General features: G+C 70.3%; 18 protein-coding genes. 9 read left to right on the top strand and 9 right to left on the bottom strand.

All coding sequences use genetic code 11. The features are described from left to right. Nucleotides 1–329: 329 nt before the first annotated feature. Nucleotides 330–1,091 carry a class I SAM-dependent methyltransferase gene (locus tag NR798_RS30805; protein ID WP_375766092.1) on the bottom strand — a complete coding sequence of 254 codons (762 nt, stop codon included), beginning with the start codon at nt 1,089–1,091 and terminating at the stop codon, nt 330–332. A 173-nt stretch (nt 1,092–1,264) separates the two neighbouring features. Beyond that, on the bottom strand, nt 1,265–2,344 hold the full coding sequence (locus NR798_RS30800) for an EamA family transporter (RefSeq protein ID WP_375766091.1): 1,080 nt from the start codon (nt 2,342–2,344) through the stop codon (nt 1,265–1,267). Between the two features lie 236 nt (nt 2,345–2,580). On the opposite strand from NR798_RS30800, the gene NR798_RS30795 reads away from it, so the two are divergent. After that, on the top strand, nt 2,581–4,101 hold the full coding sequence (locus NR798_RS30795; protein WP_375766090.1) for an acetyl-CoA hydrolase/transferase C-terminal domain-containing protein: 1,521 nt from the start codon (nt 2,581–2,583) through the stop codon (nt 4,099–4,101). 6 nt (nt 4,102–4,107) lie between these two features. Here the strand turns inward: NR798_RS30795 and NR798_RS30790 are convergent, their stop codons facing one another. Beyond that, nucleotides 4,108–4,992, bottom strand: a complete 885-nt coding sequence (locus tag NR798_RS30790) for a LysR substrate-binding domain-containing protein (protein ID WP_375766089.1) — start codon at nt 4,990–4,992, stop codon at nt 4,108–4,110. A 101-nt stretch (nt 4,993–5,093) separates the two neighbouring features. Here NR798_RS30790 and NR798_RS30785 point away from each other — a divergent pair, with 101 nt between their 5' ends. Together NR798_RS30785 and NR798_RS30780 are read left to right on the top strand one after the other, a co-directional pair. Further along, on the top strand, nt 5,094–6,731 hold the full coding sequence (locus NR798_RS30785) for an acetolactate synthase large subunit (protein ID WP_375766088.1): 1,638 nt from the start codon (nt 5,094–5,096) through the stop codon (nt 6,729–6,731). Nucleotides 6,732–6,764: 33 nt separating this feature from the next. Beyond that, a complete protein-coding gene (locus NR798_RS30780) occupies nt 6,765–8,198 on the top strand; it encodes an aldehyde dehydrogenase family protein (protein WP_375766087.1) in 1,434 nt (477 codons plus the stop codon). 15 nt (nt 8,199–8,213) lie between these two features. Here NR798_RS30780 and NR798_RS30775 read toward each other — a convergent pair whose 3' ends face one another. Continuing rightward, complete coding sequence (locus tag NR798_RS30775; protein WP_375766086.1) at nt 8,214–8,564, bottom strand: DUF3703 domain-containing protein; 351 nt, start codon at nt 8,562–8,564, stop codon at nt 8,214–8,216. A gap of 49 nt (nt 8,565–8,613) precedes the next feature. Here NR798_RS30775 and NR798_RS30770 point away from each other — a divergent pair, with 49 nt between their 5' ends. The 4 genes from NR798_RS30770 (at nt 8,614) to NR798_RS30755 (ending at nt 14,764) form a co-directional block, all read left to right on the top strand. Next, nucleotides 8,614–9,420, top strand: coding sequence for a hypothetical protein (locus tag NR798_RS30770; protein ID WP_375766085.1), 807 nt, complete (start codon nt 8,614–8,616; stop codon nt 9,418–9,420). Nucleotides 9,421–9,495: 75 nt separating this feature from the next. After that, nucleotides 9,496–10,728, top strand: coding sequence for a PKD domain-containing protein (locus tag NR798_RS30765; RefSeq protein ID WP_375766084.1), 1,233 nt, complete (start codon nt 9,496–9,498; stop codon nt 10,726–10,728). 176 nt (nt 10,729–10,904) lie between these two features. After that, on the top strand, nt 10,905–12,173 hold the full coding sequence (locus NR798_RS30760) for a S8 family peptidase (RefSeq protein ID WP_375766083.1): 1,269 nt from the start codon (nt 10,905–10,907) through the stop codon (nt 12,171–12,173). Between the two features lie 179 nt (nt 12,174–12,352). Continuing rightward, a complete protein-coding gene (locus tag NR798_RS30755) occupies nt 12,353–14,764 on the top strand; it encodes a hypothetical protein (RefSeq protein ID WP_375766082.1) in 2,412 nt (803 codons plus the stop codon). A 101-nt stretch (nt 14,765–14,865) separates the two neighbouring features. Here NR798_RS30755 and NR798_RS30750 read toward each other — a convergent pair whose 3' ends face one another. The 3 genes from NR798_RS30750 to NR798_RS30740 form a co-directional block, all read right to left on the bottom strand. Next, the gene (locus NR798_RS30750; protein ID WP_375766081.1) at nt 14,866–15,264 is read right to left on the bottom strand and encodes a DUF6076 domain-containing protein; all 399 of its coding nucleotides are present in this window, start codon (nt 15,262–15,264) and stop codon (nt 14,866–14,868) included. A 94-nt stretch (nt 15,265–15,358) separates the two neighbouring features. After that, nucleotides 15,359–16,444 (bottom strand): DNA ligase, encoded by a 1,086-nt coding sequence (locus NR798_RS30745; RefSeq protein ID WP_375766080.1) that lies wholly within the window; start codon nt 16,442–16,444, stop codon nt 15,359–15,361. A 127-nt stretch (nt 16,445–16,571) separates the two neighbouring features. Beyond that, nucleotides 16,572–17,129, bottom strand: coding sequence for a class I SAM-dependent methyltransferase (locus NR798_RS30740; RefSeq protein WP_375766079.1), 558 nt, complete (start codon nt 17,127–17,129; stop codon nt 16,572–16,574). A 100-nt stretch (nt 17,130–17,229) separates the two neighbouring features. On the opposite strand from NR798_RS30740, the gene NR798_RS30735 reads away from it, so the two are divergent. Together NR798_RS30735 and NR798_RS30730 are read left to right on the top strand one after the other, a co-directional pair. After that, nucleotides 17,230–17,574 (top strand): PadR family transcriptional regulator, encoded by a 345-nt coding sequence (locus tag NR798_RS30735; RefSeq protein ID WP_375766078.1) that lies wholly within the window; start codon nt 17,230–17,232, stop codon nt 17,572–17,574. Continuing rightward, complete coding sequence (locus NR798_RS30730) at nt 17,571–20,267, top strand: ADOP family duplicated permease (RefSeq protein WP_375766077.1); 2,697 nt, start codon at nt 17,571–17,573, stop codon at nt 20,265–20,267. Before NR798_RS30735 ends, NR798_RS30730 begins: the two co-directional genes overlap by 4 nt. Before the next feature lie 7 nt (nt 20,268–20,274). On the opposite strand, the gene NR798_RS30725 is transcribed toward NR798_RS30730, so the two are convergent. Both NR798_RS30725 and NR798_RS30720 read right to left on the bottom strand, forming a co-directional pair. Further along, nucleotides 20,275–20,982: a response regulator transcription factor gene (locus NR798_RS30725; protein ID WP_375766076.1), complete on the bottom strand. Its 708-nt coding sequence runs from the start codon at nt 20,980–20,982 to the stop codon at nt 20,275–20,277. Continuing rightward, on the bottom strand, nt 20,983–22,800 hold the full coding sequence (locus NR798_RS30720) for a sensor histidine kinase (protein WP_375766075.1): 1,818 nt from the start codon (nt 22,798–22,800) through the stop codon (nt 20,983–20,985). Between the last annotated feature and the right edge of the window lie 5 nt (nt 22,801–22,805).

The following is a 22,805-nucleotide window of genomic DNA, read 5'->3' as shown; positions in this document are numbered from 1 at the left end:
CGACTGCTGGCTCGCGACAAGCAGACTGGGGGCCCTTCAGCCGGGAGCCGTGTCGTCGATCGGGTTGGAAGGGCAACAGAAGGAGCGAGGGGCCCCAAGATGGGTTGTGAGCGGGAACTACACTGCTACATCCTCCTTCGACGAGACTCGACTCGATGACGACCGTAGTCCTGTAAGCGCCTGATTTTACTGGCGACATTCGACATGATAGCGCTTAACACGACGTGATTTGCCGGGTTCGAATCCCGCCCTGGGCACTCCGAACTGAGCCTCCGAGTCCAAGTGACTCGGGGGCTTTTTTCGTTTCCGGGCATGAGCCCAGCGGCCTATCAGCGGCCCGCCGTCACTTTCATGAGCATGCAGTGACGGCCGCGCTTCACCGGCGTCAGCGCGGTGTGCCGTTCGAAGACGTGCGCCTGCTCGCTCACGTCGCGGATGTTGACGTACAGCAGGTAGATGTCACGGGGCGCCTGCCGCCACGAGCGGGCCACCCGGGTGACGACTCGCTCCATCGTCGGGTCATCGAAGGGATTGAAGAAGAAGCACAACAGGGGCTCGACCGGCGGCTCCCACTCGAGCGCGTCCGCGCAGACCGCTTCCAGCGCCAGGCAGCGCTGCCCGGGGCTGTGGAAGACGCCCAGGTTGTTGACGGCGACCTCGTGCAGGCCGGGCGCGAACTCCACGCCGACGATGCGCCGGAACGGGTACGCCGAGGCGAGCATGAGGGCCTTGCCCTTGCCCGAGCCGTAGTCCACGAAGGTGAACCGCTCGAGGGGCAGCTGCGTCTCGCGCAGCGCGTCGTGGAAGACGCCGGACCAGATGCCCCGGTAGAGGCCATTGCCCCGCCCCGCCTTCTCGGGAGGCACACCGACCGCCGTCAGGGGCGATTCGCCCGCAGTCTCGACTCCATACGTCTGGTCGAACTCCTGTGCGAGCACGCGCTCATGCTCGAGGCTGCGCGCGAAGGCACGCCGCGACGGCACGACGTGCCAGGCGACGGCGTTCGTCGCATGCAAGAGGGCCGTCTGCAGGCCCTGCGTCCTGGCCAGATTCACCAGCTTCAGGGTGCTCCGCTGAAGCCGGCTCGCCATCCTGGGGAGGTCATGACCGGCGTGAGAGGGTGACTCGCTCATGCCGTCATGGGGTAGGGCGTCGAACCTGGACTCGCCAGTCAGCCGGGCGCGCGGAGCCGCCGGGTGCGATCACTCCGTGACGGTTCGGGCCGTGAACTGATTCGGCAGTGACAGCGGCGCCCGGCGGGGACTCACTCCGGCCCGTGCCGGTGCCGGTGGTGAAGATCGGACAGGTGGGGATGGTCGTGGGTGAGGGGCGCGTGGCGGTGGGGATGGCTGTGCGGCCCGGTGACGTCCGTCATCCCCGGGTGCTCGTGCTGGTGGTGCTCGTCGTGCACGTGCAGGTGTTCGTGCTCCAGCGGCTCGTGGGTGTGCAGGTGGCTGTGCCGCTCACGCAGCAGGAGGAGGACTCCCAGGGCCATGGTCGTGCCCGCCACGAGGTCCGCGGGGGAGGGGCGCTCGCCCAGCAGGGGCAGCGCGGCGAGTGCGCCGAGGAAGGGGGCCGTGGAGAAGTAGGCGGCCTCGCGCGCGGCGCCCAGCAGCCGCAGTGCGTACATGTCCAGCACGATGGACAGGCCATAGCTGGCGGCACCCAGCACGAGCGCCAGGGCCACCACCTTCGGCGCGGGCAGCGGCTGGCCCGTGAGGAGCGCGATGGTGAGCATGCTGGCGCCTGCCCCAAGGGCCTTGGTGCGCACCACGGCCACGGGATCCTTGAGGGAGAGGCGCTGGGTGAGGTTGTTGTCCAGCGCCCAGGACAGGCACGCGCCCACCAGGGCCACGGTGCCCAGGGTGTCGCCCCGGAGCTGCCCGGCCTGGAGGCCCAGCACCGCCGCTCCGCCGAAGATGCACACGGTGGCCAGCAAGGCCCGGCGCCCCAGGTGCTCTCCGAAGACGAGCACGGCCAGGAGGATGGTGAAGGGTCCCTCCAGGTTGAGGAGCAGGGAGGCCGCCAGCCCGGACAGCTGACTCAGCCCCACCAGCATCAGGAACGGTCCGAGCATGCCGCCGCAGAGGATGACGCCGGCCAGCAGCGGCAGGTCCTGGCGTTTCAGGCGGGCCTCGCGGCCCGGGCCTTCCCGGCGCAGCCGCGCCACGGCACCGAAGCCGGCCAGCCCCACGCCGCCGCCCAGGTAGAGGAGCGCGGCGAGGACGAGCGGGCCGCTCGAGGGCAGGAGCAGCTTGGCCAGCGGGGCACTGAGCCCGAAGAGCGCGGCGGCCCCGAGCCCCATCAGCGCACCCTTCGCTCCCGGCGACATGGACATGGGCATGGCGCTCCGCACCCCTCCGTCGGCTCAAAAGGTATGCATGCCCGGCCGCCGCCCCTTGAGGATCCGCCCGCACGTGGAACATGGAGGCAGGCGTGCCCTGGGCCATCCGGAAGATCCTCCAGGTCCGGGTGACCCGGGGGCTTTTTTCGTTTCCCGGTACGTGGCGGCATGGTTGCGTGGGCCGCCACAGAACACAGGATTAGGGCTGCACTTCGCCGTATTCGACCAGGATTTCCATGAGCACACTGCGGGAGCGCATCGAGAACGCCGAGCTGCTGGCCAAGGTCGTTCCAGTCGAGGAGGCGGTGAAGCACGTCACGGATGGCTGCACCGTGGCCATCAGCGGCTTCACCAAGTCGGGTGAGCCGAAGACCTTCTTCCCGGCGCTTGCCCGGCACTTCGCCGAGACGGCGCCCGCCTCCCGAATCACCCTGCTGAGCGGCGCCTCGCTCTCGGATGACGTGGAGGGGCCCATGGCCCCCTTCATCCGCAAGCGCGGGCCGTACATGTCCTCGGCTGTGTCGCGCAAGCTCATCCACTCGGGGGAGATGGACTTCACCGACGTCCACCTGTCCGCCTTCGCGCGCAACCTGATGTACGGGTTCTACGGGCAGATCGACGTCGCCGTCGTCGAGGTGTCGCGCATCCGCGAGGACGGCAGCGTCGTCCTCTCCTCCTCGGTGGGCATCTCCGCCGAGGCACTCGCCCGGGCGCGCAAGGTCATCCTCGAGGTGAACACCGCGGCGCCGGACTACACCGGCTTCCACGACATCGTGCTGCCCGCCGTGCACCCCAAGGTGGGCTGGCCGCTGCCGGTGGTGAACGTGCGCGACCGCATCGGCACCCCCTACGTCGAGTTCGACCGCAGCAAGGTGGTGGCCGTCGTCGAGTCCCGCACGCCCGACCACCCGGTGGCCTTCAAGGCCGTGAGCGAGACGGACCGCCGCATCGCGCAGAACGTCATCGACTTCCTCATGCAGTGCCGCCAGCAGTTCGACTGGGGCAAGCGGCTGCCTCCCATCCAGTCCGGCGTGGGCAACGTGGCCAACGCCATCATCGGCGAGCTCTACACGTCCCCCTTCCAGAAGATCCGCTTCTGGACCGAGGTCTTCCAGGACGGAATGCTGCGCTACGTGGAGGACGACGCGAAGTTCGAGAACGCCTCGGCCACCGCGGTGTCCTTCTCGGCCGAGGGGCGCAAGCGCTTCATGGAGCTGTTCGAGCGCTGCCGGGACAAGCTGGTGTTGCGGCCCATGTGGCTGTCCAACAACCCGGAGATCATCTCTCGGCTGTTCATCATCGCGATGAACACCCCCATCGAGGTGGACATCTACGGGCACGTCAACTCCACGCACATCGATGGCTCGCGCATCGTCAACGGGTTGGGCGGCTCGGGGGACTTCTTCCGCAACGCCTACCTGAGCATCGTGCACACGCCGTCCACCCGGCCGCTGAAGGACGGGCGCATCGTGAGCTGCGTGATGCCGTACGTGCGGCACATCGACCACACCGAGCACGACATCAAGTGCGTCGTCACCGAGTACGGGTACGCGCTCAACATGGACATCCGCTCGCCCAAGCGGCGCGCGGTGGACATCATCGAGCGGTGCGCGCACCCGTACTTCCGCCCGCTGTTGCACGCCTACCTGGACATGGCGGGCGCGGGAGACGAGCCCCGGCCCACCGACCTCAAGGCCCTGGAGGGCTGGTGGCGGGACTACGACGAGGCCTGCCGCAACTTCCCGAAGGGCGGCTGAGCGCGCTCAGGCCCCGACCTCCTTCGCCCGCTCGCGCACCTCCGCCGCGAACAGCTCCGCGGCGGGCGTGCGGGGCGCGCCCTTGCGCCACAGCAGCGCCGCGAGCTCCGAGCGGGGGGCAGGGGAGAGCCGCTTCACCACCAGCCGCTCGGCGTCCGCCAGTCGCGGCTCGGGGAGCACGGTGACGGCGAGGCCCGCGCGCACGATCGCCAGCACGGTGGCCACCGCGTTCGATTCGAGCGCGATGTGCGGTGTGAAGCGCATGGCCTCGAACCAGGCGTCCACGCGCCCGCGCACGCGCAGCCCACGCGAGAGCAGCGCGAATGGCTCGTCCTTGAGCTGCCGCAGTGCCACGGACTCCGCTCCCGCCAACGGGTGCCCCTTCGCGACGAAGAGCGCGAGCCTGCTGTCGAACACAGGTTCCGCGTCGAGGTCCGGTGAGCGTGCGGGCGTATACCCCAGCCCCACGTCCAGCTTGCCGTCCGAGAGCCGCCGCTCCAACCGCCGCACGACTGCCTCCTCGGCGCTCAGTGCCAGGCCTGGATGCCTGCGCAGCACGGCGGCCAGCGCGGGGACCACGACTCCTCGCATGCTGGGCGGGTAGCCCACTCTCAGCGCACCCGTCGTCAGTCCGCGCAGCGCGCTCACCGCCACCCGGCCGGCGTCCACGTCCTCCAGTGCTCGCGAAGCGTACGTGCGGAACAGCTCCCCCGCCTGCGTCAGCCGCACGCCGCTGCGCGCGCGTTCGAAGAGCGGCGAGCCGAGCTCCTCCTCGAGCTGGCGGATCTGCTGCGACAGCGTCGGCTGCGAGACGTGGATGCGCCGCGCGGCGCGTCCGAAGTGCAGGGTCTCGGCGACAGCGGAGAAGTAGCGGAGGTGGCGGAGCTCCATTCCACCATCATAGGCATTGCCTATCGGCTCCATGGGAATAAACGAATGTACGAATCGACCCGCCGGGCTTAATTCTTTCCGTGTCCCAGAGGAGAGAGCCCATGAAGGCATCAGACCTGTTCGTCAAAGCACTCGAAGCGGAGGGTGTGCGCTGCGTCTTCGGACTTCCCGGTGAGGAGAACCTGGACCTGCTCGAGTCCATGCGTGCCTCGGGCATGCGCCTCGTCGTCACGCGTCACGAGCAGGCCGCGGGCTTCATGGCCGCCACGTGGGGCAGGCTCACCGGGCGCGCGGGCGTGTGCCTCGCGACGCTCGGGCCTGGCGCGACCAACCTCGTCACGGCCGCGGCGTACGCCCAGCTCGGCGCCATGCCCATGGTGATGCTCACCGGCCAGAAGCCCATCAAGGCCAGCAAGCAGGGCCACTTCCAGATCGTCGACGTCGTGGGGATGATGCGGCCACTCACCAAGTCCACCCGTACGCTCGTCTCCGCGGAGCATGTCCCCTCGGCGGTGCGCGAGGCGTTCCGCCGCGCCGAGGAGGAGCGTCCCGGCGCGACGCACCTGGAGCTGCCCGAGGACGTGGCGCGTGAGTCCACGGACGCCGCGCCCCTCACGGCCAGCGTTCTCCGCCGGCCCGTAGCCGACGAGGCCTCCATCGCCCTGGCGGTCGAGACCATCGCGTCCGCCCGCCGCCCGCTGCTCATGATTGGCGCGGGTGCCAACCGCAAGCTCACCTCGGAGATGCTCCGCGTCTTCGTGGACCGCGTGGGGATTCCCTTCTTCAGCACCCAGATGGGCAAGGGCGTGGTGGATGAGACGCATCCGCTCTGGATGGGCACGGCCGCGCTCTCCGATGGGGACTTCGTCCACCGGGCCATCGAGGCCTCGGACTGCATCATCAACGTCGGCCACGACGTCATCGAGAAGCCTCCGTTCGTCATGCGTGACAACCGCCGCACGGTGGTCCACTTGAACTTCTCGCTGGCCGAGGTCGACCCCGTGTACTTCCCGCAGGTGCAGGTGACCGGCGACATCGCCAACGCGGTGTGGCGCATCGCCGAGGGCGTCGGCCCGCGCACTCACTGGGATTTCGCTCCCTTCGAGCGTGCCCGCGCGGGGCTCGACGCGCAACTCACGCACGGAACCAGCGACGATCGCTTCCCCATCTACCCCGCCCGGCTCGTCGCCGAGGTCCGGCGCGCGATGCCAGACGACGGAATCGTGTGTCTGGACAACGGCATGTACAAGCTCTGGTTCGCCCGCTACTACCGCTGCCGCCGGCCCAACACGCTGCTGCTCGACAACGCGCTCGCGACCATGGGCGCGGGGCTCCCGTCCGCCATCGCCGCGAAGCTGGTCCACCCCCGGCGCAAGGTGATCGCCGTCTGCGGCGATGGCGGGTTCATGATGAACTCGCAGGAGCTCGAGACGGCGGTGCGCCTGAAGCTGGACCTGACCGTGGTCGTGGTGCGCGACGACGGCTACGGGATGATTCGCTGGAAGCAGGGCGAGATGGGGCTCCCGGACTTCGGGATGGAGCTGGGCAACCCGGACTTCGTCCGCTACGCGGAGGCGTACGGCGCGCGTGGACACCGCCCGTCGAGCGCCTCGGAGTTCGGCTCCACGCTCGCACGCTGCCTGGACTCGGGTGGCGTGCACGTCATCGACCTGCCCATTGATTACTCGGACAACGCTCGTGCGCTCGGAGCCGGTGACGAGGACGGCGCCGCTCGCTGAGCCACAGCCATGAGAGAGAACGTGAGGAACGCCATGCTGGCTGAACGCTACCCGTATTACCTGGCCAACCGTCCGCGGCAGCCCAACGCGGACCTGGCCGTGACCAACAAGTACTCAGGCGAGGTCGTGACGCGTGTCGCGATCGCGGATGCGAGCGCCGTGGAGGAGGCCATTGCCGCCGCGGTGCGCGCGGCGGGCCCCATGCGGCGGCTGGCTCCGTACGCTCGGCAGGAGGTGCTCGAGCACTGCGTGCGCCGCTTCCGCGAGCGGGCCGAGGAGCTCGCGCTCGCCCTCTGCATCGAGGCGGGCAAGCCCCTCCGCGACGCACGGGGCGAGGTCTCCCGGTTGATCGACACCTTCAAGGCGGCGGCCGAGGAGGCCGTTCGCGGAGGGGGCGAGGTGCTGAACCTGGAGGTGTCGCGGCGCGCGGACGGGTACCGCGGCTTCACCCAGCGCGTGCCCGTGGGCCCGTGCTCGTTCATCACGCCGTTCAACTTCCCGCTCAACCTGGTGGCGCACAAGGTGGCGCCCGCCATCGCCGCGGGCTGCCCGTTCGTGCTCAAGCCCTCGGACCGCACGCCCGTGAGCGCGGCCATCATGGCCGAGGTGCTCGCCGAGACGGACCTCCCCGAGGGCGCCTTCTCCGTCCTCACCACGCGCCTCGAGGACATCGGGCCGTTCATCGAGGACGACCGGCTCAAGCTGCTCTCGTTCACCGGCTCGGAGAAGGTGGGCTGGGAGCTCAAGGCGCGCGCCGGACGCAAGAAGGTCGTTCTGGAGCTCGGCGGCAACGCGGCCTGCGTGGTGGACCGCGACCAGGGCGAGCGGCTGGACTTCGTCGCCGACCGCGTGGCCCACGGCGCCTTCTTCCAGGCGGGGCAGAGCTGCATCTCGGTGCAGCGCGTGCTCGTGCACGAGGAGCTGTACGGAGCGGTGCGCGAGCGGCTCGTCGCGCGGGCCCGGGCCCTGCGCGCGGGGGACCCCCGGGACGAGGCCACCACGCTCGGCCCCATGATCGACGAGGCCGCCGCGCGGCGGCTGGAGGGCTGGATCGAACGCGCGGTGGGGCGTGGGGCGCGCGTGCTGGCCGGGGGAGGGCGGCGCGGTGCCCTGCTCGAGGCCACCGTGCTGGAGGGCGTGCCCGCCGACGAGCCGCTGTGCGCGGAGGAGGCGTTCGGGCCGGTGGTGCTGCTCCAGCCCTTCCGCTCCTTCGAGGACGCGCTGCGCGAGGTGAACGCCGGGCGCTACGGGCTGCAGGCGGGGGTCTTCACCAACGACCTGTCGCGGGCGATGCGGGCGTGGGACGAGCTGGAGGTGGGGGGCGTCGTCGTGGGCGACGTGCCGAGCTTCCGCGTCGACACGATGCCCTACGGCGGCGTGAAGGGCTCGGGGCTGGGGCGCGAGGGCGTGAAGTACGCCATCGAGGACATGACCGAGCTGCGGCTGCTCGTGCTGCGCCAGGGGTGAGGCTTGCGCGGCGCGTCAGGGCTGGGCGTCGCGCAGCAGGGCCTGGAGATCCTCGGGGATGGGCATGGGGGTGAAGATGCCCACGTTGGCGCCGCCCGTGTTTCCCAGGGGCGCACGGCCGAGCAGGGAGCCGGGCCCTGCGAGCAGCACCCGGGGAATCTGACCCAGGAGCTCCCGCGGGTTCCTCGTGCGCCAGGCGAAGGTGAACATCGCGCAGTGCACCCGGATGTGCGGCCCGGCATGGGCCTGGCTCAGGATGTGCGCGCGCTCGAGGCTCATCCAGGCGGAGGTCAGGTCTCCACGGATCTCGGCCTCCCGGGACTGTCTCAGTTCATGCTCGAAGTGGTGCCGCAGCTTGGGGGTCATGGCCCGGGGCGTATACCATGCGTCTCCCCCATTTCCCCGGAAGGCTCGAATGAACCGCTTCGCCAGAATCGCAGTCGTGTCGTTGGGGTTGTTGCTCGCCATGCAGGGGACGGCCCGCGCCGACGGGCTCGGCACCATCCCCTATGGCGACAACTGCTGGGGCACCGGCACGGATGCCGATCGCGATGGGCTCAACGACGACTGTGAGTACCAGGTCGCCTTCTGGTTCATGCCCCTCTTCTGGTTCGACAGCGGCGAGAGCGGCTTTGCCCGGCGTCCCTACTTCGCGGTGAAGAGCACCAGCTTCTCCACCCGCACCCTCCAGGTCTTCTACATGGACACCTTCTTCGAGGACTCCGGCGTCACCACCGGCCACGATGGAGATCCCGAGTTTCAGATCCTCGAGGTCCATTACTCCGGCGGCCGTTGGTACCTCGACTGGGCCTACCTGTCCGCCCATCGCAAGAGCAGCTGTGACTCGTCCGCTTGGTACTCGTACGGGCAGCTCGAATACGACACGGCCATCGACTCCCGCAATTCCTCTCGCGGCTGGCCCACGCTCTACGTCGCTGAAGACAAACACGCCACCTACAACAACCTCAGCACCTGTGACAGTGGTTGCTTCGCCCAGGACTACTGCAGCCGCACCACCTATCAGTATCTCGATACCGCTACCTCCAACCGGCTCGTCTCCCGGAACGTGGGCTCCACGGCGGTGCAGCTCATCAACTCCGTCACCCTCAACGGCAAGACCGAGCGGCTGCTCGATGATGTGGAGTTCACGGGCTGGGATGATCAGTGGTACCGGCCCAACTCGCAGGGCTACCGCCGTCACCTGAACGACTTCGGGTTCTAGCCCTCCGTGCTCAACGCCCCCGTGCCTCCCGGAACCCCCGAGCGTCCTGGCACCAGGACGCGTGCTCGCGTCGCCGTGGGACTTGCGGCCACGGCGCTGCTGCTCGCGCTCGCCGTCACGCGGTGGCCCCGGCCTGCTGTCGAAGACGCGCCCCGGCCTGCCCCCATCCCCCAGCGCGCTCTTCCGGTGTCCGAGGTGCGGCCGCCAGCGCCTTCCTCGCCTTCGCCGCCTCCACCCGCGCTACCCGTGTCCGCCTCGCTGGCGGCCACCGGGGAGGCGCTCTCCGTGGCCCTCAACGAGGAGCGGGTGTCGCTGACGTCCAGTGTCGTGGTCGAGGGGATCGACATGGACCGTGCATGGGTGTGCGCGGGCGATTCGATGGGGCTGTCCGCCCGTCTCGGCGGAGAGCCCGAGCCGGGCGCCGTCTACCGGTGGGTCTGGCCCGTGGCTGGGAGCGGCGCCGAGTTGCATCCCGGCCCGACGCTCCAGTGGCGGGCGCCCGAGACGGCGGGCAGGTACCGGGTGCGCTTCCAGGCGTGCACGGACCTCGGGGGGCGGCGCGTCGGCGTGCTGGCCGAGCGCGAGGTCGAGCTCGAGGTGCGCCGCTGCGCCGAGCAGGAGGCGCAGCGCAACGAGCCCCTCCGCATCGCTGTTGTTCAGCAGGGGCAGGGGAGCTTCGCGTTCCAGGCCCTCTACCAGGGCCGTGCGCGCGTCGTGGCGTACGCGTGGGACTTCGGCAATGGCGCCGGCTCCACCACCTCCGAGCCCCGCGTCGAGCACTCCTATGCGGCGGACCTCCAGGGCCTCGGCGCCCAGGAGATCAAGAGCTTCACCGTGCGGCTCCAGGCCCGCCTCGACCAGGGAGGACCGCTGGAGGCCACGGCGTTCGCGCTCATCCGCGGGCAACCCCCCTCGGACACGCCTCCTCCCGTGGACCTGCGGGTCTCCCGCTGGCGCCCGCTCCCCGAGGGCGGCTGGCGCAGCGACGTGGTGGTCCGGGCCCCGGAAGGAACAGCCGTCACCTGGGAGCGGCTCGAGCGCATCTCCCTTCACTGGGACGGGCAGGCGGACACCTCCATGCGGCCCTGGCGCGAGGTGCTCCAGGTGGAGGAGGCGCTCGGCAACGGAGGCTTCCGCGGCTACGTGACGGTGCACGCCTCCGAGGCTTCGCCCGGCATCAAACAGATCATCGACTCCCTGTATGGACATGACGCAGCGGGCCAGGAGGTGGTGGTGTCCTGGAGCCCCTTCAAGCGCGAGCCCTCCCAGGAGACGCCCGGAAGGGTGGAGCCGCCGCCCCGGAAGTAGCGGCCAATGGAAGACACCCATCCCGCTCTGGTCACCTGTCTGGTGTTGAACAGGTGTGAAAATGGCGTGGACAGGAAATGGGGGCGTCAGACGTCCCATTAAACTGAAACAGGTAGACTTCCATCAACTGGCAACAGGGGGAAGCGATGCGTCTTCGTACAGTGTCGTGGATGGCCATGTCCGTTGTGTCTGTGTCCTTGCTGCTGGGGTGCCCGGCCAAGACCCTGCCCAAACCGCCCACGCTGCCGCCCGAGGCGCCGTGCCCCACGGCCTCGACCCTCGCGCCCATGGCCCGCGAAGGGAAGTTCATCGCCGCGGCCCAGCCGGTGCAGGGCGAGTACATCATCGTCCTCAAGGCACCGCGTCCGGGCGAGAAGACCCTCGCCCCCGCCATGGCCGCGGAGAGCCTCTCGGCGCGTTACGGCGGCAACGTCTTCCTCACGTACGAGCATGCGCTGCGCGGATTCGCCAGCCGGATGACCCCGGAGCAGGCCCGGGCCATGTCCGACGATGCCATGGTGGAGTACGTGGAGGAGAACGGCGTGGTGCGCGCCATCGGTGAGCGCCAGCCCGACGCCACCTGGGGCATCGACCGGGTCGATCAGCGCGAGCTGCCCCTGGACCAGACCTACCTCTACAGCGCCAGCGGCAAGGGCGTGCACGCGTACATCATCGACACCGGCATCCGCCTCTCGCATGCCGAGTTCGGCGGGCGCGCGCAGAGCGACTTCGACGCCATCCCGGATGGGCAGAAGGGCAATGACTGCAATGGTCATGGCACGCACGTGGCCGCCACCGTCGGCGGCCAGGTCTACGGGGTCGCCAAGAACGTGCAGCTCCACGCGGTGCGCGTGCTCAACTGCTCTGGCTCCGGCTCGAACGCCGGGGTGATCGCCGGCGTGGACTGGCTGGCCAACAACAAGCAGCTGCCCGCCGTGGCCAACATGAGCCTGGGCGGCAGCAAGAGCGACGCGCTCGATGATGCGGTGGCCAGGGCCATTGCCTCGGGGGTCACCTTCGTCGTCGCGGCGGGCAACGAGAACCAGGATGCCTGCTCGCGCTCTCCGGCCCGCAGCCCCAACGCCATCACCGTGGGCGCCACCAACGATGGCGACAAGCGCGCCTCCTTCTCCAACTGGGGCACCTGCGTGGATGTCTTCGCTCCGGGCGAGAAGATCACCTCGGCGTGGATTTCCGATGACACCGCCACCCGCCCCCTCAGCGGGACGTCCATGGCCTCGCCGCATGTCGCGGGGCTCGCCGCGCTCATGTTGGAGCGCAACCCCACCGCCGCTCCCAGCGCGGTGGCCTCCTCGCTCATCGAGAACTCCACCCCCGGCAAGGTGGCCAACGCGGGCAAGTGCTCGCCCAACCGGCTGATGTTCTCCGGCTTCATCGGCGACCCCACCTTGATGAAGAACCGCACGGCCCAGGACGCGAAGTAGGCTAAAGGCCGGGCCTTGGCTCGCCGGGCCCGCGGAACGGATGCTGCTGCTTCCGCGGGCCTGGTCCCCCGAGATGGTTTGAGCTGAAATACTTGATGTCCCGGTTTTTCTCGGGTTTTGAAATTTCGGGGGAATTTCTGTTTAAGCTGGCTTGACCTTTCCACCCTGAGGGTTGAGCCATGCATCGAAGCAATGCGGCATCGCTGCTGCTGTCAGCGCTGCTGGTGTTGAGCGGGGCCGGCCGTGCCGTGGCCCAGACCGCCTATGAGCATTTCGAGAGTCCGCAGGTCCACCCGGCGCGGCTGACGCCGGACGGGACGAAGCTGCTGGTGGCCAATACGGCCGACTCGCGGCTGTCCGTCTTCAGCCTGTCCAGTCCGCAGACGCCCTCGCTGCTGGCGGAGATCCCGGTGGGGTTGGAGCCGGTGTCCGTCAACGCGCGCACCAATGACGAGGTGTGGGTCGTCAACCACGTGTCCGACAGCATCAGCATCGTCTCGCTGTCGCAGGGCCTCGTGGTGGACACCCTCCAGGTGGGGGACGAGCCGGCGGACGTGGTGTTCGCGGGCTCGCCGCAGCGGGCCTTCGTCACGGTGGCGCGCCGCAACGAGGTGCGCGTGTACGATCCCACCACGCGCGCGCTGGTGAAGACGATTCCCCTCCAAGGTGAGCACCCGAGGGCGCTCGCGGTGAGCCCGAGCGGTGGCAGCGTGTACGCCGCCTTCGCCCTGTCCGGCAACCGCACCACCATCATCCCGGCGAACCTCGCCCCGGCCCAGCCCGCGCCCACCAACTCCAGCCTGCCGCCCGCGCCGGACTCCGGCCTCATCGTGGACGCGAAGGACCCGAACTGGTCCACCGTGGTCCGCTACACGATGCCGGACAATGACGTGGTGGAGATCAACGCCGGCACCCAGACGGTGACGCGCTACTTCTCGCGCGTGGGCACGGTGAACCTGGGGCTGGCGGTGCAGCCCACCACCGGCACCCTGTACGTGGCCAACACGGATGCCCGCAACCTGGTGCGCTTCGAGCCCACCCTGCGCGGCCACATCGTGGACAACCGCGTCACCCGCATCACCACCGGCAGCACGCCCTCCATCACCCCGGTGGACCTCAACCCGGGCCTGGACTACTCGGTGCTGCCCAACGCCACCGCGAAGAGCACGGCGCTGGCCCAGCCCACCGACATCGTCTTCGAGGCCTCCGGCTCCAACGCCTGGGTGGCCTCCTTCGGCACGGACCGCGTGGCGCGCATCGACGCCAACGGCAACGTGGTGGCACGGGTGGAGGTGGGTCCCTCCATCGGCTCGACCGTCAACCCGCGCACCAAGCGCGGCCCGCGCGGCCTGGCCCTGCACGACGCCTCCGGCACACTCTATGTCGTCAACCGCATCTCCAACACGCTCTCCGTGGTGAGCACCTCCACGGCCGCCGTGGTGCGCGAGGTGGCCGTGGGCTTCGACCCCAGCCCCACCGTCATCCGCCAGGGCCGCGGCTTCCTCTATGACGCCAAGCTGTCCGGCAACGGCACCGCCTCGTGCGCCTCGTGCCACATCGACGCGGACCTGGATCAGCTCGCCTGGGACCTGGGCAACCCGGGGGGCAACATGCAGGCGGTGGTGGACCCGAACACTGGCAGCTTCTCGCTGCACCCGATGAAGGGGCCCATGACGACGCAGACGCTCAAGGGCGTGAAGGGCCAGAACCCCCTGCACTGGCGCGGGGACAAGGCGAGCTTCAACGACTTCAACGGCGCCTTCGCCGCGCTGATGGGCGGCTCGCAACTGGCCTCCGCGGACATGCAGGCCTACACCGACTTCATCAACACGGTGCGCCTGTCGCCCAACCCCAACCGCAACCGGGACGACACGCTGCCCGCGAGCTTCTCCGGGGGCGATCCCCGCGCCGGAGAGAACACCTTCCTCACCGAGCAGTTCCGCTCGGGCGTGACGTGCAACGGCTGCCATACCGCCACCGCGGGCGGCACCAACCGCACCCTCATCCCCGCCAGCGTGCTGCAGGAGCCGCAGGACATGAAGACGGCGCACCTGCGCAACCTCTACCAGAAGAACAACTTCCGGAAGACGGTGGGCGCCACCAGCCTGGGCGGCTTCGGCTTCACCCATGACGGCGCCCTCGCCACGCTCGACGAGTTCCTCGCGCAGCCCGTCTTCGGCACCTTCTCCACGGACCCCACGCGCCGCGCGAACCTCACCGCCTACCTGCTGTGCTTCCCCACCGGCATGGCCCCCGCCGTGGGTTACTCGCGCACCGTCAGCTCCGCCAACGCCAGCAGCACGGCGGTGTCCTCCGACGTCACCCTGCTCGAGGCCCAGGCCCGCGCGGGGAAGATCGACCTCGTCCTCAAGGGCAAGGTGAATGGCGTGGTGCGCGGCCTCTACTACAACCCGCTCACCCGGGTGTACGACGTGGACGCGGCCGGTGCTTCCAGCATGACCTGGTCGCAACTGCAAAGCTCGGCCGCCTCGGGCAGCTCGCTCTTCACGCTGATGGGTGTGCCGCCGGGCACGGGCGTGCGCATGGGCATCGACCGCGATGCCGACGGCGTCCTCGACGCCAACGAGTGAGCCTCCTCCGCCGCTGGGCGGAGGGGAGGGGAGCCCGTCCGGGCCGTGCGGGCTCCCCGGCTCGAAGCCGCCGCGCCAGGGCCCCGAGGGGCCTGGGTGGATTACTGGGGCTGGGGCTGGGTGGCCTTCATGGCCGCGTGCACCTTCTCGCGCAGGGCCTGCTTGCGCTCACGGAGCTGCTGCTTCTGCTCCTCGGTGAACTGGCCCCCGCCGGCCTGGAGCTGCGCCTGGGCGTCATCGCGGAGCTGCCGGGCCTCGGCGAGGAACGTGTCCGCCTGCTGGCGCGTGAGGCGGCCGCGCTCGACGGCGCGGTTGAGCCGGTGCTCCATGCGCTCGAGCCTGCGGAGCATCCTCGCGTCCCTGTTCTTCTCCTTGTGCTTGCCATGGTGGTGGCCAGGGTGCCCCTCGTGGCCGGTGGCGGCGACGGGCTCCTCGGCGAGCGCGGGGGCGGCGAACAGCAGCGAGGCAACGGCGGCGGACAGGGCGAGCTTCAGGCGCATGGCGGGGTTCTCCTTCGGGTGACGCGCCGGGACTGCTTCCCGGCGTCATCTGCCCCGTGAAAACCCCGGAGTCGGCGGAAGGTTAAATCCCGGCTCAGGCGCGCTTGCGGCGGGCCGTGGGCGCGAAGGGCGCGGCGTCGATGCGCACCCCCACGTACGAGGGGAAGCGCGGCACGCCGTCGTTGGACAGCTCCTGGTAGCGGAAGGTGATGATGGTGCCCACCGGAGGCGGGTTCTCCCGCTCCTGGTCCGAGAGGCCGGTGCCCACGGAGAAGCGGGTGCCGTCGCGCAGCTCCACCTCCAGCGCTCCCAGCCGGCCCTTGTGCCTGCCCGCTCCCGCTGCGTGCCCCACCACGCGCGCCTCGTCGTCCTTGAAGCTCTTCACCTTCAGCAGCGTGTGCGAGCGGCCCGCCTCGTAGCGCGAGCCCGGCCGGCGCAGCATCAGCCCCTCGCCCCCAAGGCCCTCCACCCGTGCCAGCTCCTCGCGCAGGTGCGTCACCCCCTTGCAGGGCGCGTGCTCCAGCCACTCGGCGTACGGAGGCGCCACGTCCTCCACGAACCGCTGGCAATGCGCGAGCCGCTCCTCGAAGGGCGCGTCCAGCTTCGGCGCGTCGAAGATGACGAAGGCCAGCTCCTTCCAGTCATCGCTCCGGTCCTGCCGCCGCACGATGCTCACCGTGCGCTGGAACTTCTTGCGCCCGCCGAACAGCTCCCCGTCGAGCGGATGGTCCGGCAGCTTCGCGGTGAACCAGTCGGGCGCGAGGAACGGGTTGCCCTGGCGCGAGTAGAACTGCTTGCCATCCCAGTAGGCCCGCACGCCGTCGAGCTTCTCGCTCATCCACCAGCCCGTCAGGTCGACATCGTTCTCCCACGAGTGGGCCAGCAGCAGCGGCGGGACGGTGACGGCATTGGCCTCCGCGCTCGCGCCGGACTTGGGGCGGACGTTGCGAGCCGCCGGCCGGGCCGGAGCGCTGGTGTCCCCGGCGCCCACCCGGGCGTCCTCCGCCGCATCCCCCCGGACCTTGCGCAGGTGCTTGCACGTGCGCCGCTCGATGGCCACCGACTGGTTGCGCCACGCCGGGCACGAGCACGAGTACACGCCACCGGTGTTCTTCAGGATGTACGGCTTGGAGCCAGAGCCCTGCAGCTCGATCTGGGCGCCGTCCGCGATGTCTGCCACGAGTCCCTCCCTTTGCGCGCCACGGTGTCTCGCGGCGACGAAGGGAAGCTTATCCGGTGGGTCTGACAGGAACGGAGGACCTCACAGGGCGGGCCGGCGGCATGACTTCCGAGGAAAGGAGGGGGGCTCAACCCTCTCGGGCCGGTACCTCGTAGAGGTAGATGGGGGTGCGGTACAGGTCGTCGACGGCGAGGGTGCGCAGGGGCTTCCACCCGCGGAGCGCGAAGGTGTGACTGAGGATACGGGTACCGGGCGCGAGCTCCGCGGACAGCCTGGGCGCCAGGCGGCTCATGGCCCCGGGGTAGAGGTAGCAGACGACGGCCGAGGCCTCCGCGAAGGAGGCGCGGAAGAAGTCCTCGCGCACGAGCTGGAGGTTGGGGCGCGGGGCGAGGCGCTGGCGCAGCCGCGAGAAGGCATACGGAAGCGGGGACAGCTCGAAGGCCACCACCCGGGCGCGAGGGCAATGGTCCGCGAGCGCGAAGGCCAGCGTGCCCCAGCCGGAGCCCAGTTCGAGCAGCGTGCCCTCGAGCTCCTCGGGGAGCAGCGAGAGCAACTGGCGGCGCACCTTCGCCGAGGTGGGCATGGGGGAGATGCCCGTCCTCAGCGTGTGGAGGACGATGGACAGCATCCCCGCCAGGAGCAGGGCCAACAGGAGCAGGAAGAGGAGGGCACCAGCCGTGCTCACGGCCTCGCATGCTACCCGCACCGGGGACTCCGAGGGTTCCCCTTGACGTTCTAGGGGAGCATGAGGGATTCTCCCCTAGGCACTCTAGGGGAGGGGCCGCATGTCGAAGGCGGAAGTGGATCTGCTGCAGGGGTCGCTGGACGTTCTCATCCTGAAGACGTTGAGCTGGGGTCCGAAGCACGGCTACGCGGTGGTGCGGTGGATCCAGCAGGTGACGGGGGACGTGCTGGTGGTGGAGGAGGGCTCGCTCTACCCGGCGCTGCACCGGCTGGAGCGCAAGGAGTGGATCTCCTCCGAGTGGGGCGTGTCGGAGAACAACCGGCGCGCCAAGTTCTACTCGCTCACGCCGGCGGGGAAGCAGCAGCTGCGCGCGCAGACAGCGAACTGGCAGCGCTTCGCGGAGGCCGTCTCGCGGGTGCTCACGTTCGTGCCGGAGGCGGCATGAGCCGGCCAGAGACGGGGTGGAGGCGGTACCTGCGGTTCTGGGGCCGGGACGTGCGCGCGGACGTGGACGAGGAGCTGCGCCACCACCTGGAGCTGTGTACCGAGGAGCTGATCGCCCAGGGGCTGACGCCCGCGGCCGCGCGTGCCGAGGCCCTGCGCCGCTTCGGGGACGTGGAGCGGGTGCGCAGCGCGTGCGAGGCGGAGGGCCAGGCGCACCAGAAAGCGGAGCAGCGCGCGAACCTGTGGGAGTCGCTGTGGCAGGACGTGACGTTCGCGCTGCGCTCGCTGCGGCGCACGCCGGGCTTCGCGCTGGCGACGGTGCTGACGCTGGCGCTGGGCATCGCGGCCAACACCTCCGTCTTCAGCGTGGTGGAGGGCGTGCTGCTGCGGCCGCCGCCCTTTCCGCAGCCGGAGCGGTTGATGGAGCTATTCCTGCGCTTTCCGGGCCTGGGCGTCGAGCAGGCGAACCTCTCGCGTCCGGAGCTGGAGGACTTCCGCGAGGCGCGTGACACGTTCGTCCACCTCGCCGCGTATGACTGGGAGCCGCTCAACGTGTCTGGCGCGGACGGCGAGCCCGCGCGGGTGCAGGGCCTGCTGGTGGAGGCGGAGTGGTTCGGATTGCTCGGCCTCACCGCGCGCGAGGGCCGGCTGTTCCACACCGGCGAGGACGAGGCCGGGCAGGACGGGGTGGTGGTGCTCACCCATGGGTTCTGGAAGCGGCGGTTCGGTGGGAGCCGGGATGCGCTCGGGCGTACCCTCTGGGTGAATGGCGTGGCCCGGACGGTCGTCGGGGTGCTGCCGGAGCGCTTCGAGTTCGGCGAGGCGGAGCTGCTCGTCCCCCTGGTGCTCGGGCCGGTGGACAACGCGGAGCGGGGCTCGCACGGGCTGAACTGTCTGGTGCGGTTGGCGCAGGGCGTGACGCCGGAGCAGGCGCAGGCCCGGGTGTCCGGCATCGTCCGGCAGCTAGAGCAGGCATACCCGAAGAACTACCCCGCGGCCATGCGCCTGGGCGCGGAGCTCGTGCCGCTGCACGACACGTGGGTGGAGGAGATCCGCACCGCGCTGCTGTTGTTGCTGGGGGCGGTGGCGCTGGTGCAGCTCATCGCCTGCGCGAACGTGGCCAGTCTGCTGCTGGCCCGGGGCGAGGCGCGTCAGCACGAGCTGGCGGTGCGCACCGCACTGGGGGCGAGCCGGGGCCGGCTGGTGCGCCAGCTGCTCACGGAGAGTGTCGTGCTGGGCGTGGCCGGTGGACTGCTGGGGCTGCTGCTGGCCAACTGGGGGGTAGACGCGCTGCTGATGGCCGCGGGAGACAGCGTGCCGCGGGCGGAACAGGTGCGGGTGGACCTGACGGCGCTGGGCGTGGCGCTCGCGCTGGCGGTGGTGTCGGGCGTGGCCTTCGGGCTGCTGCCAGCACTGCAGGCTTCGCGCGGCGCTCCGCAGGCGGTGCTCCAGGGGGCGGGGCGGGGCTTCACCTCGGGGGCGAAGCGCCTGCGGGCGCGCAGCGTGCTGGTGGTGACGGAGGTGGCGCTGGCGGTGATGCTGGTGACGTGCGCGGGCCTGCTGCTGCGCAGCTTCTGGGCCCTGCGTCAGGTGGAGCCGGGCTTCGACGGCGAGCGCGTGCTGTCGCTGAACCTGACGCTGCCGGAGGCGCAGTACGGCGATGGCCCGAAGGTGGCGCGCTTCTACCGGGAGCTGCTCGAGCGCCTGGGGGGGCTGCCAAGCGTGGAGGCCGCCGCCGCCACCTCGGGCGTGCCGATGAGTGGCAATAACTCCAACTGGGATGTGGAGGTGGAGGGCAGGACGCTCGGGCCGGGGGAGAACAACCCGTCGCCCTACTACCACTCGGTGACGCCGGACTACTTCCGGACGCTCGGCATGCGCGTGACGCGCGGGCGGAGCTACACCGCCGAGGATGACAACACGCGGCTGGAACTGGCCATGGTGAACGAGTCCGCGGCGCGCATGTTGTGGCCGGGCGAGGATCCACTGGGCAAGCGCTTCCGTCTCTCCGGAGGGCCCGCGGACAATCCCTTCCCCTGGGTAACGGTGGTGGGCGTGGTGGCCGACGTGCGCTCCAAGAGCCTGGCTGGGGACGCGCGGCCGGAGTACTACCTGCTGCACGGTCCGCTCGCGGAGTCGCGGGACATCACCCACCGCTCCATGACGGTGGTGCTGCGGACGCGGTTGGACCCGCGTTCCCTGGCGGTACCGGCGCAGCGCGTGGTGCACGAGATGGACTCGGCGCTCGCGGTGGCGAATGTGCGGACGCTGGAGCAGGTGGCGCTCGCCTCCGTGTCACGCACGCGCTTCACGGCGCTGCTGCTGGCGCTGTTCGGCCTGGCGGGGCTCGTGCTCGCGGCGGTGGGGATCTATGGCGTGCTGGCCTTCGCGGTGGCGCAGCGGACGCGGGAGATGGGCATCCGCATGGCCCTGGGTGCCCAGCGGGTGGATGTGCTCCGGCTGGTGGTGGGGCAAGGGCTGCGGCTGACCGCGGTGGGCGTGGTGCTGGGAGCCGCGGCGGCCCTGGGCGCGGGACGGCTGCTGCAAGGGTTGTTGTACGGCGTCAGCGCGGCGGATCCGCTCACCTTCCTCGGCGTGGTGGCGGTGTTGGGCACGGTGGCGCTGCTGGCCAGCTACCTGCCTGCTCGGCGCGCCACCGCCGTGGAGCCGGTGACGGCACTGCGCTCGGAGTAGAGGGCTGTCAGGCGCCCTCGATCTCCATGCGGTAGCCCACGCCGCGCACCGTCTGGAGCGCGAAGCGCGAGGCGCTGTTCCACCCTAGCTTGCGCTTGAGGCTGGAGACGAAGTTGTCCACCGTGTGCGGGTCCACCACCACGTCCCGCCCCCATACCGCGTCGAGAATCTCGTCCCGGCGCAGCACTCGCTCGCGCTCCCGCACGAAGAACGCGAGCAGGTCGAACTCGGTGCGCGTCAGCTCCACCGTCTTCCCCTCGGGCGTCTCCACCTTGCGCCGGTCCAGGTCCATCCGGTAGCCCGCGAAGCGCAGCACCTGTACCGGCACCGGCACGCCGCCGCCTCGCCGCACCAGCGCCCCCACCCGCGCCAGCAACTCGCGCAGGCGGTAGGGCTTGCCCAGGTAGTCCTGTGCCCCCGCCTCGAAGCCCCGCACCACGTCGTCCTCGAGCGTGCGCGCCGTCAGCATCAGCACCGGCGTCGTCACCCCCTCCTGGCGCAGCGTCCGGCACAGCGTGTAGCCGTCCCCATCCGGCAGCATCACGTCGAGCAGGATGAGTTGGAAGGTGCTCCGGGCCAGGTGCGCGCGGGCCTCGGCCACGGTGGTGGCTTCCTCCACGCCGTAGCCCCCCTGGTTCTCCAGGTTGTCGCGCAGCGCGAGCCGCAGGTTGAGATCATCCTCCACCAGCAGGATGGTGGGAGCAGGGGAGTTCATTCAGCGCCTCTCCGGAAAGGTGAGCTCGAAGGTGGTTCCCTCGGGACTGGAGGCCGCCACGCGGAGGTCTCCCCCGTGCAGCCGCAGGATTCTCCGGCACAGCGCCAGGCCGAGGCCGCTGCCCGGCACCTCCCGCCCCGGTCCTCGCAGCCGGTAGAACTCCCCGAAGATGCGCTCCCACTCGGCCTCGGGGATTCCCACCCCGTTGTCCGAGAAGCGCACCCGTCCGTCCGCGAGTGCCTCCACGCGCAGGCACACGGGGTTGCGCGTGTTGTAGGCACAGGCGTTGCGCGCCAGGTTCGCCAGCAGCAGCCGCATCAACTGCGGGTCCGCGAGCAGCTCGCGCTCTCCCACCTCGGCCGTCAGCTCCACCGGCACCCGCGCCCAGGCCTCCAGGTCCCTGCGCAGCGTGGCCACCAGCTCGTCCAGCCGCACCACCGACAGGTGTGGCACCCACCGGCCCTTGTCGATCCGGTTGAACGACAGCAGGTTCTCCACCAGGAACCCCAGCCCGTCCGCCTCGTGGATGATGCGCGCGGGGTAGTCCTTCGTCTCGGCCCCCTGCGCCAGCCGCCACTCGAGCGTCTCGGCGAGCAGCCGGATGGAGGCCAGCGGCGTGCGCAGCTCGTGCGATACGGTGGCCACGAAATCGCTCTTGAGCTCCAGGAAGCGGTACTTGCGGTGCTGCGCCACGAAGGCGAGCCCCGCGATGGTCAGCGCCAGCCCCGCGCACAGCACCACCATGCCCGTCTTCAACCGGTAGCGCTGCTCCAGGGCCCCTTCCTCCTTCTCCCACAGCGGCGTCTCCACCCCCAGGGGCAGGTTCGCCAGCGGCAGCACCTCCTCCGTCCCGAGCAGCCGCACGTGCCCCTCGGGGCCGAGCAGCCCGCGCTCGCGCATCTCCTGGGTGAGGATGTCCAGCAGCGCCGCGGGCGCCACCGCCACCCCCCGGACATGGTCCTTGTCCTTGGGCTCCAGGTACCAGCCGGAGCGCACCAGCACCGGGCCGGGCAGCGAGCCGGGCAGGGGCAGGGCCGCGGCGGCCAGCTCCGCGGTGCGCGCCTCGAAGTCGATCACCGGCGTCCCCGTCCGCCGCGACAGCTCCACCACGCGCTCCTGCAGGAAGTAGAAGTCGCTCCGGGTGAAGCGCGAGCGCTTGAGCAGCAGCAGCCGTTGCAGCCCCTCCATCCGGTGGCCCTTGTCGTCCTCCATTCCATGGTGGATCAGCGCCTGCATCAGGGGGCGCTCCGGTGCCGCCCGCTCCGCGAGGGACTCCAGCACCACCAGGAAGCCGGGCACGTCCCGCGTGGAGGTGAGCACGTACCGGACGCGGTGCTGCAGGAAGGCCACCAACGCATCCGTGGTGCTCCGCGCGTCCCGGCGCTCGAGCGCCCGCTCCAGGGCGCGCATCAGCGCGAGCCGCTCCGTCCAGGGGTCCTCCGCCTCCTCGGGGTCCTCCTTGCCCGCGTGCAGCCGCGTGTACCGCTCCCGGGCGGGGGAGTCCTCTCCCGGGTCATGCTGGGCCAGCCGCGGCAGCAGTTGCTCCCCCCGCTCGCGCAGGTAGAGCCCCGCGGCGGGGGCGAGTGGATCGGCCGCGGCGAGCTCCAGCGCGGGCCGTGCCTCCTCCAGCTTCTCCCGCAGCGTCTGGCTCAGGGAGACGAGGGCGTACTGATCAAGGGCCTCGCGCCGGGAGCGGAGCGAGGCCCGGGCATCGTCGCGCTCGGTGGCGAAGATGCGTTGCAGCTGCCACAGACCCCACCCGAGCCCGGCGAGGCCGAGCACGAGGGCGGAGAGGGTGGGCAGCAGTCTGCGGAGCATGGGGA

The organism is Archangium gephyra (assembly GCF_042230915.1).
GTDB classification, from domain to species: Bacteria; Myxococcota; Myxococcia; order Myxococcales; family Myxococcaceae; genus Archangium; species Archangium gephyra_B.
Note: the sequence above shows the minus strand (reverse complement) of the source record. Positions and strands in the feature narration are given on the sequence as shown.

Bases quoted from the DNA above. Each gene is read 5' to 3' on its own strand.
- NR798_RS30735 (WP_375766078.1), top strand. From the start codon at position 17,230: ATGTCGAAGGCGGAAGTGGATCTGCTGCAGGGGTCGCTGGACGTTCTC.
- NR798_RS30750 (WP_375766081.1), bottom strand. From the start codon at position 15,264: ATGCGCCTGAAGCTCGCCCTGTCCGCCGCCGTTGCCTCGCTGCTGTTC.
- NR798_RS30805 (WP_375766092.1), bottom strand. From the start codon at position 1,091: ATGGCGAGCCGGCTTCAGCGGAGCACCCTGAAGCTGGTGAATCTGGCC.
- NR798_RS30775 (WP_375766086.1), bottom strand. From the start codon at position 8,564: ATGACCCCCAAGCTGCGGCACCACTTCGAGCATGAACTGAGACAGTCC.
- NR798_RS30800 (WP_375766091.1), bottom strand. From the start codon at position 2,344: ATGCCCATGTCCATGTCGCCGGGAGCGAAGGGTGCGCTGATGGGGCTC.
- NR798_RS30720 (WP_375766075.1), bottom strand. From the start codon at position 22,800: ATGCTCCGCAGACTGCTGCCCACCCTCTCCGCCCTCGTGCTCGGCCTC.
- NR798_RS30725 (WP_375766076.1), bottom strand. From the start codon at position 20,982: ATGAACTCCCCTGCTCCCACCATCCTGCTGGTGGAGGATGATCTCAAC.
- NR798_RS30790 (WP_375766089.1), bottom strand. From the start codon at position 4,992: ATGGAGCTCCGCCACCTCCGCTACTTCTCCGCTGTCGCCGAGACCCTG.
- NR798_RS30795 (WP_375766090.1), top strand. From the start codon at position 2,581: ATGAGCACACTGCGGGAGCGCATCGAGAACGCCGAGCTGCTGGCCAAG.
- NR798_RS30785 (WP_375766088.1), top strand. From the start codon at position 5,094: ATGAAGGCATCAGACCTGTTCGTCAAAGCACTCGAAGCGGAGGGTGTG.
- NR798_RS30770 (WP_375766085.1), top strand. From the start codon at position 8,614: ATGAACCGCTTCGCCAGAATCGCAGTCGTGTCGTTGGGGTTGTTGCTC.
- NR798_RS30755 (WP_375766082.1), top strand. From the start codon at position 12,353: ATGCATCGAAGCAATGCGGCATCGCTGCTGCTGTCAGCGCTGCTGGTG.
- NR798_RS30780 (WP_375766087.1), top strand. From the start codon at position 6,765: ATGCTGGCTGAACGCTACCCGTATTACCTGGCCAACCGTCCGCGGCAG.
- NR798_RS30730 (WP_375766077.1), top strand. From the start codon at position 17,571: ATGAGCCGGCCAGAGACGGGGTGGAGGCGGTACCTGCGGTTCTGGGGC.
- NR798_RS30760 (WP_375766083.1), top strand. From the start codon at position 10,905: ATGTCCGTTGTGTCTGTGTCCTTGCTGCTGGGGTGCCCGGCCAAGACC.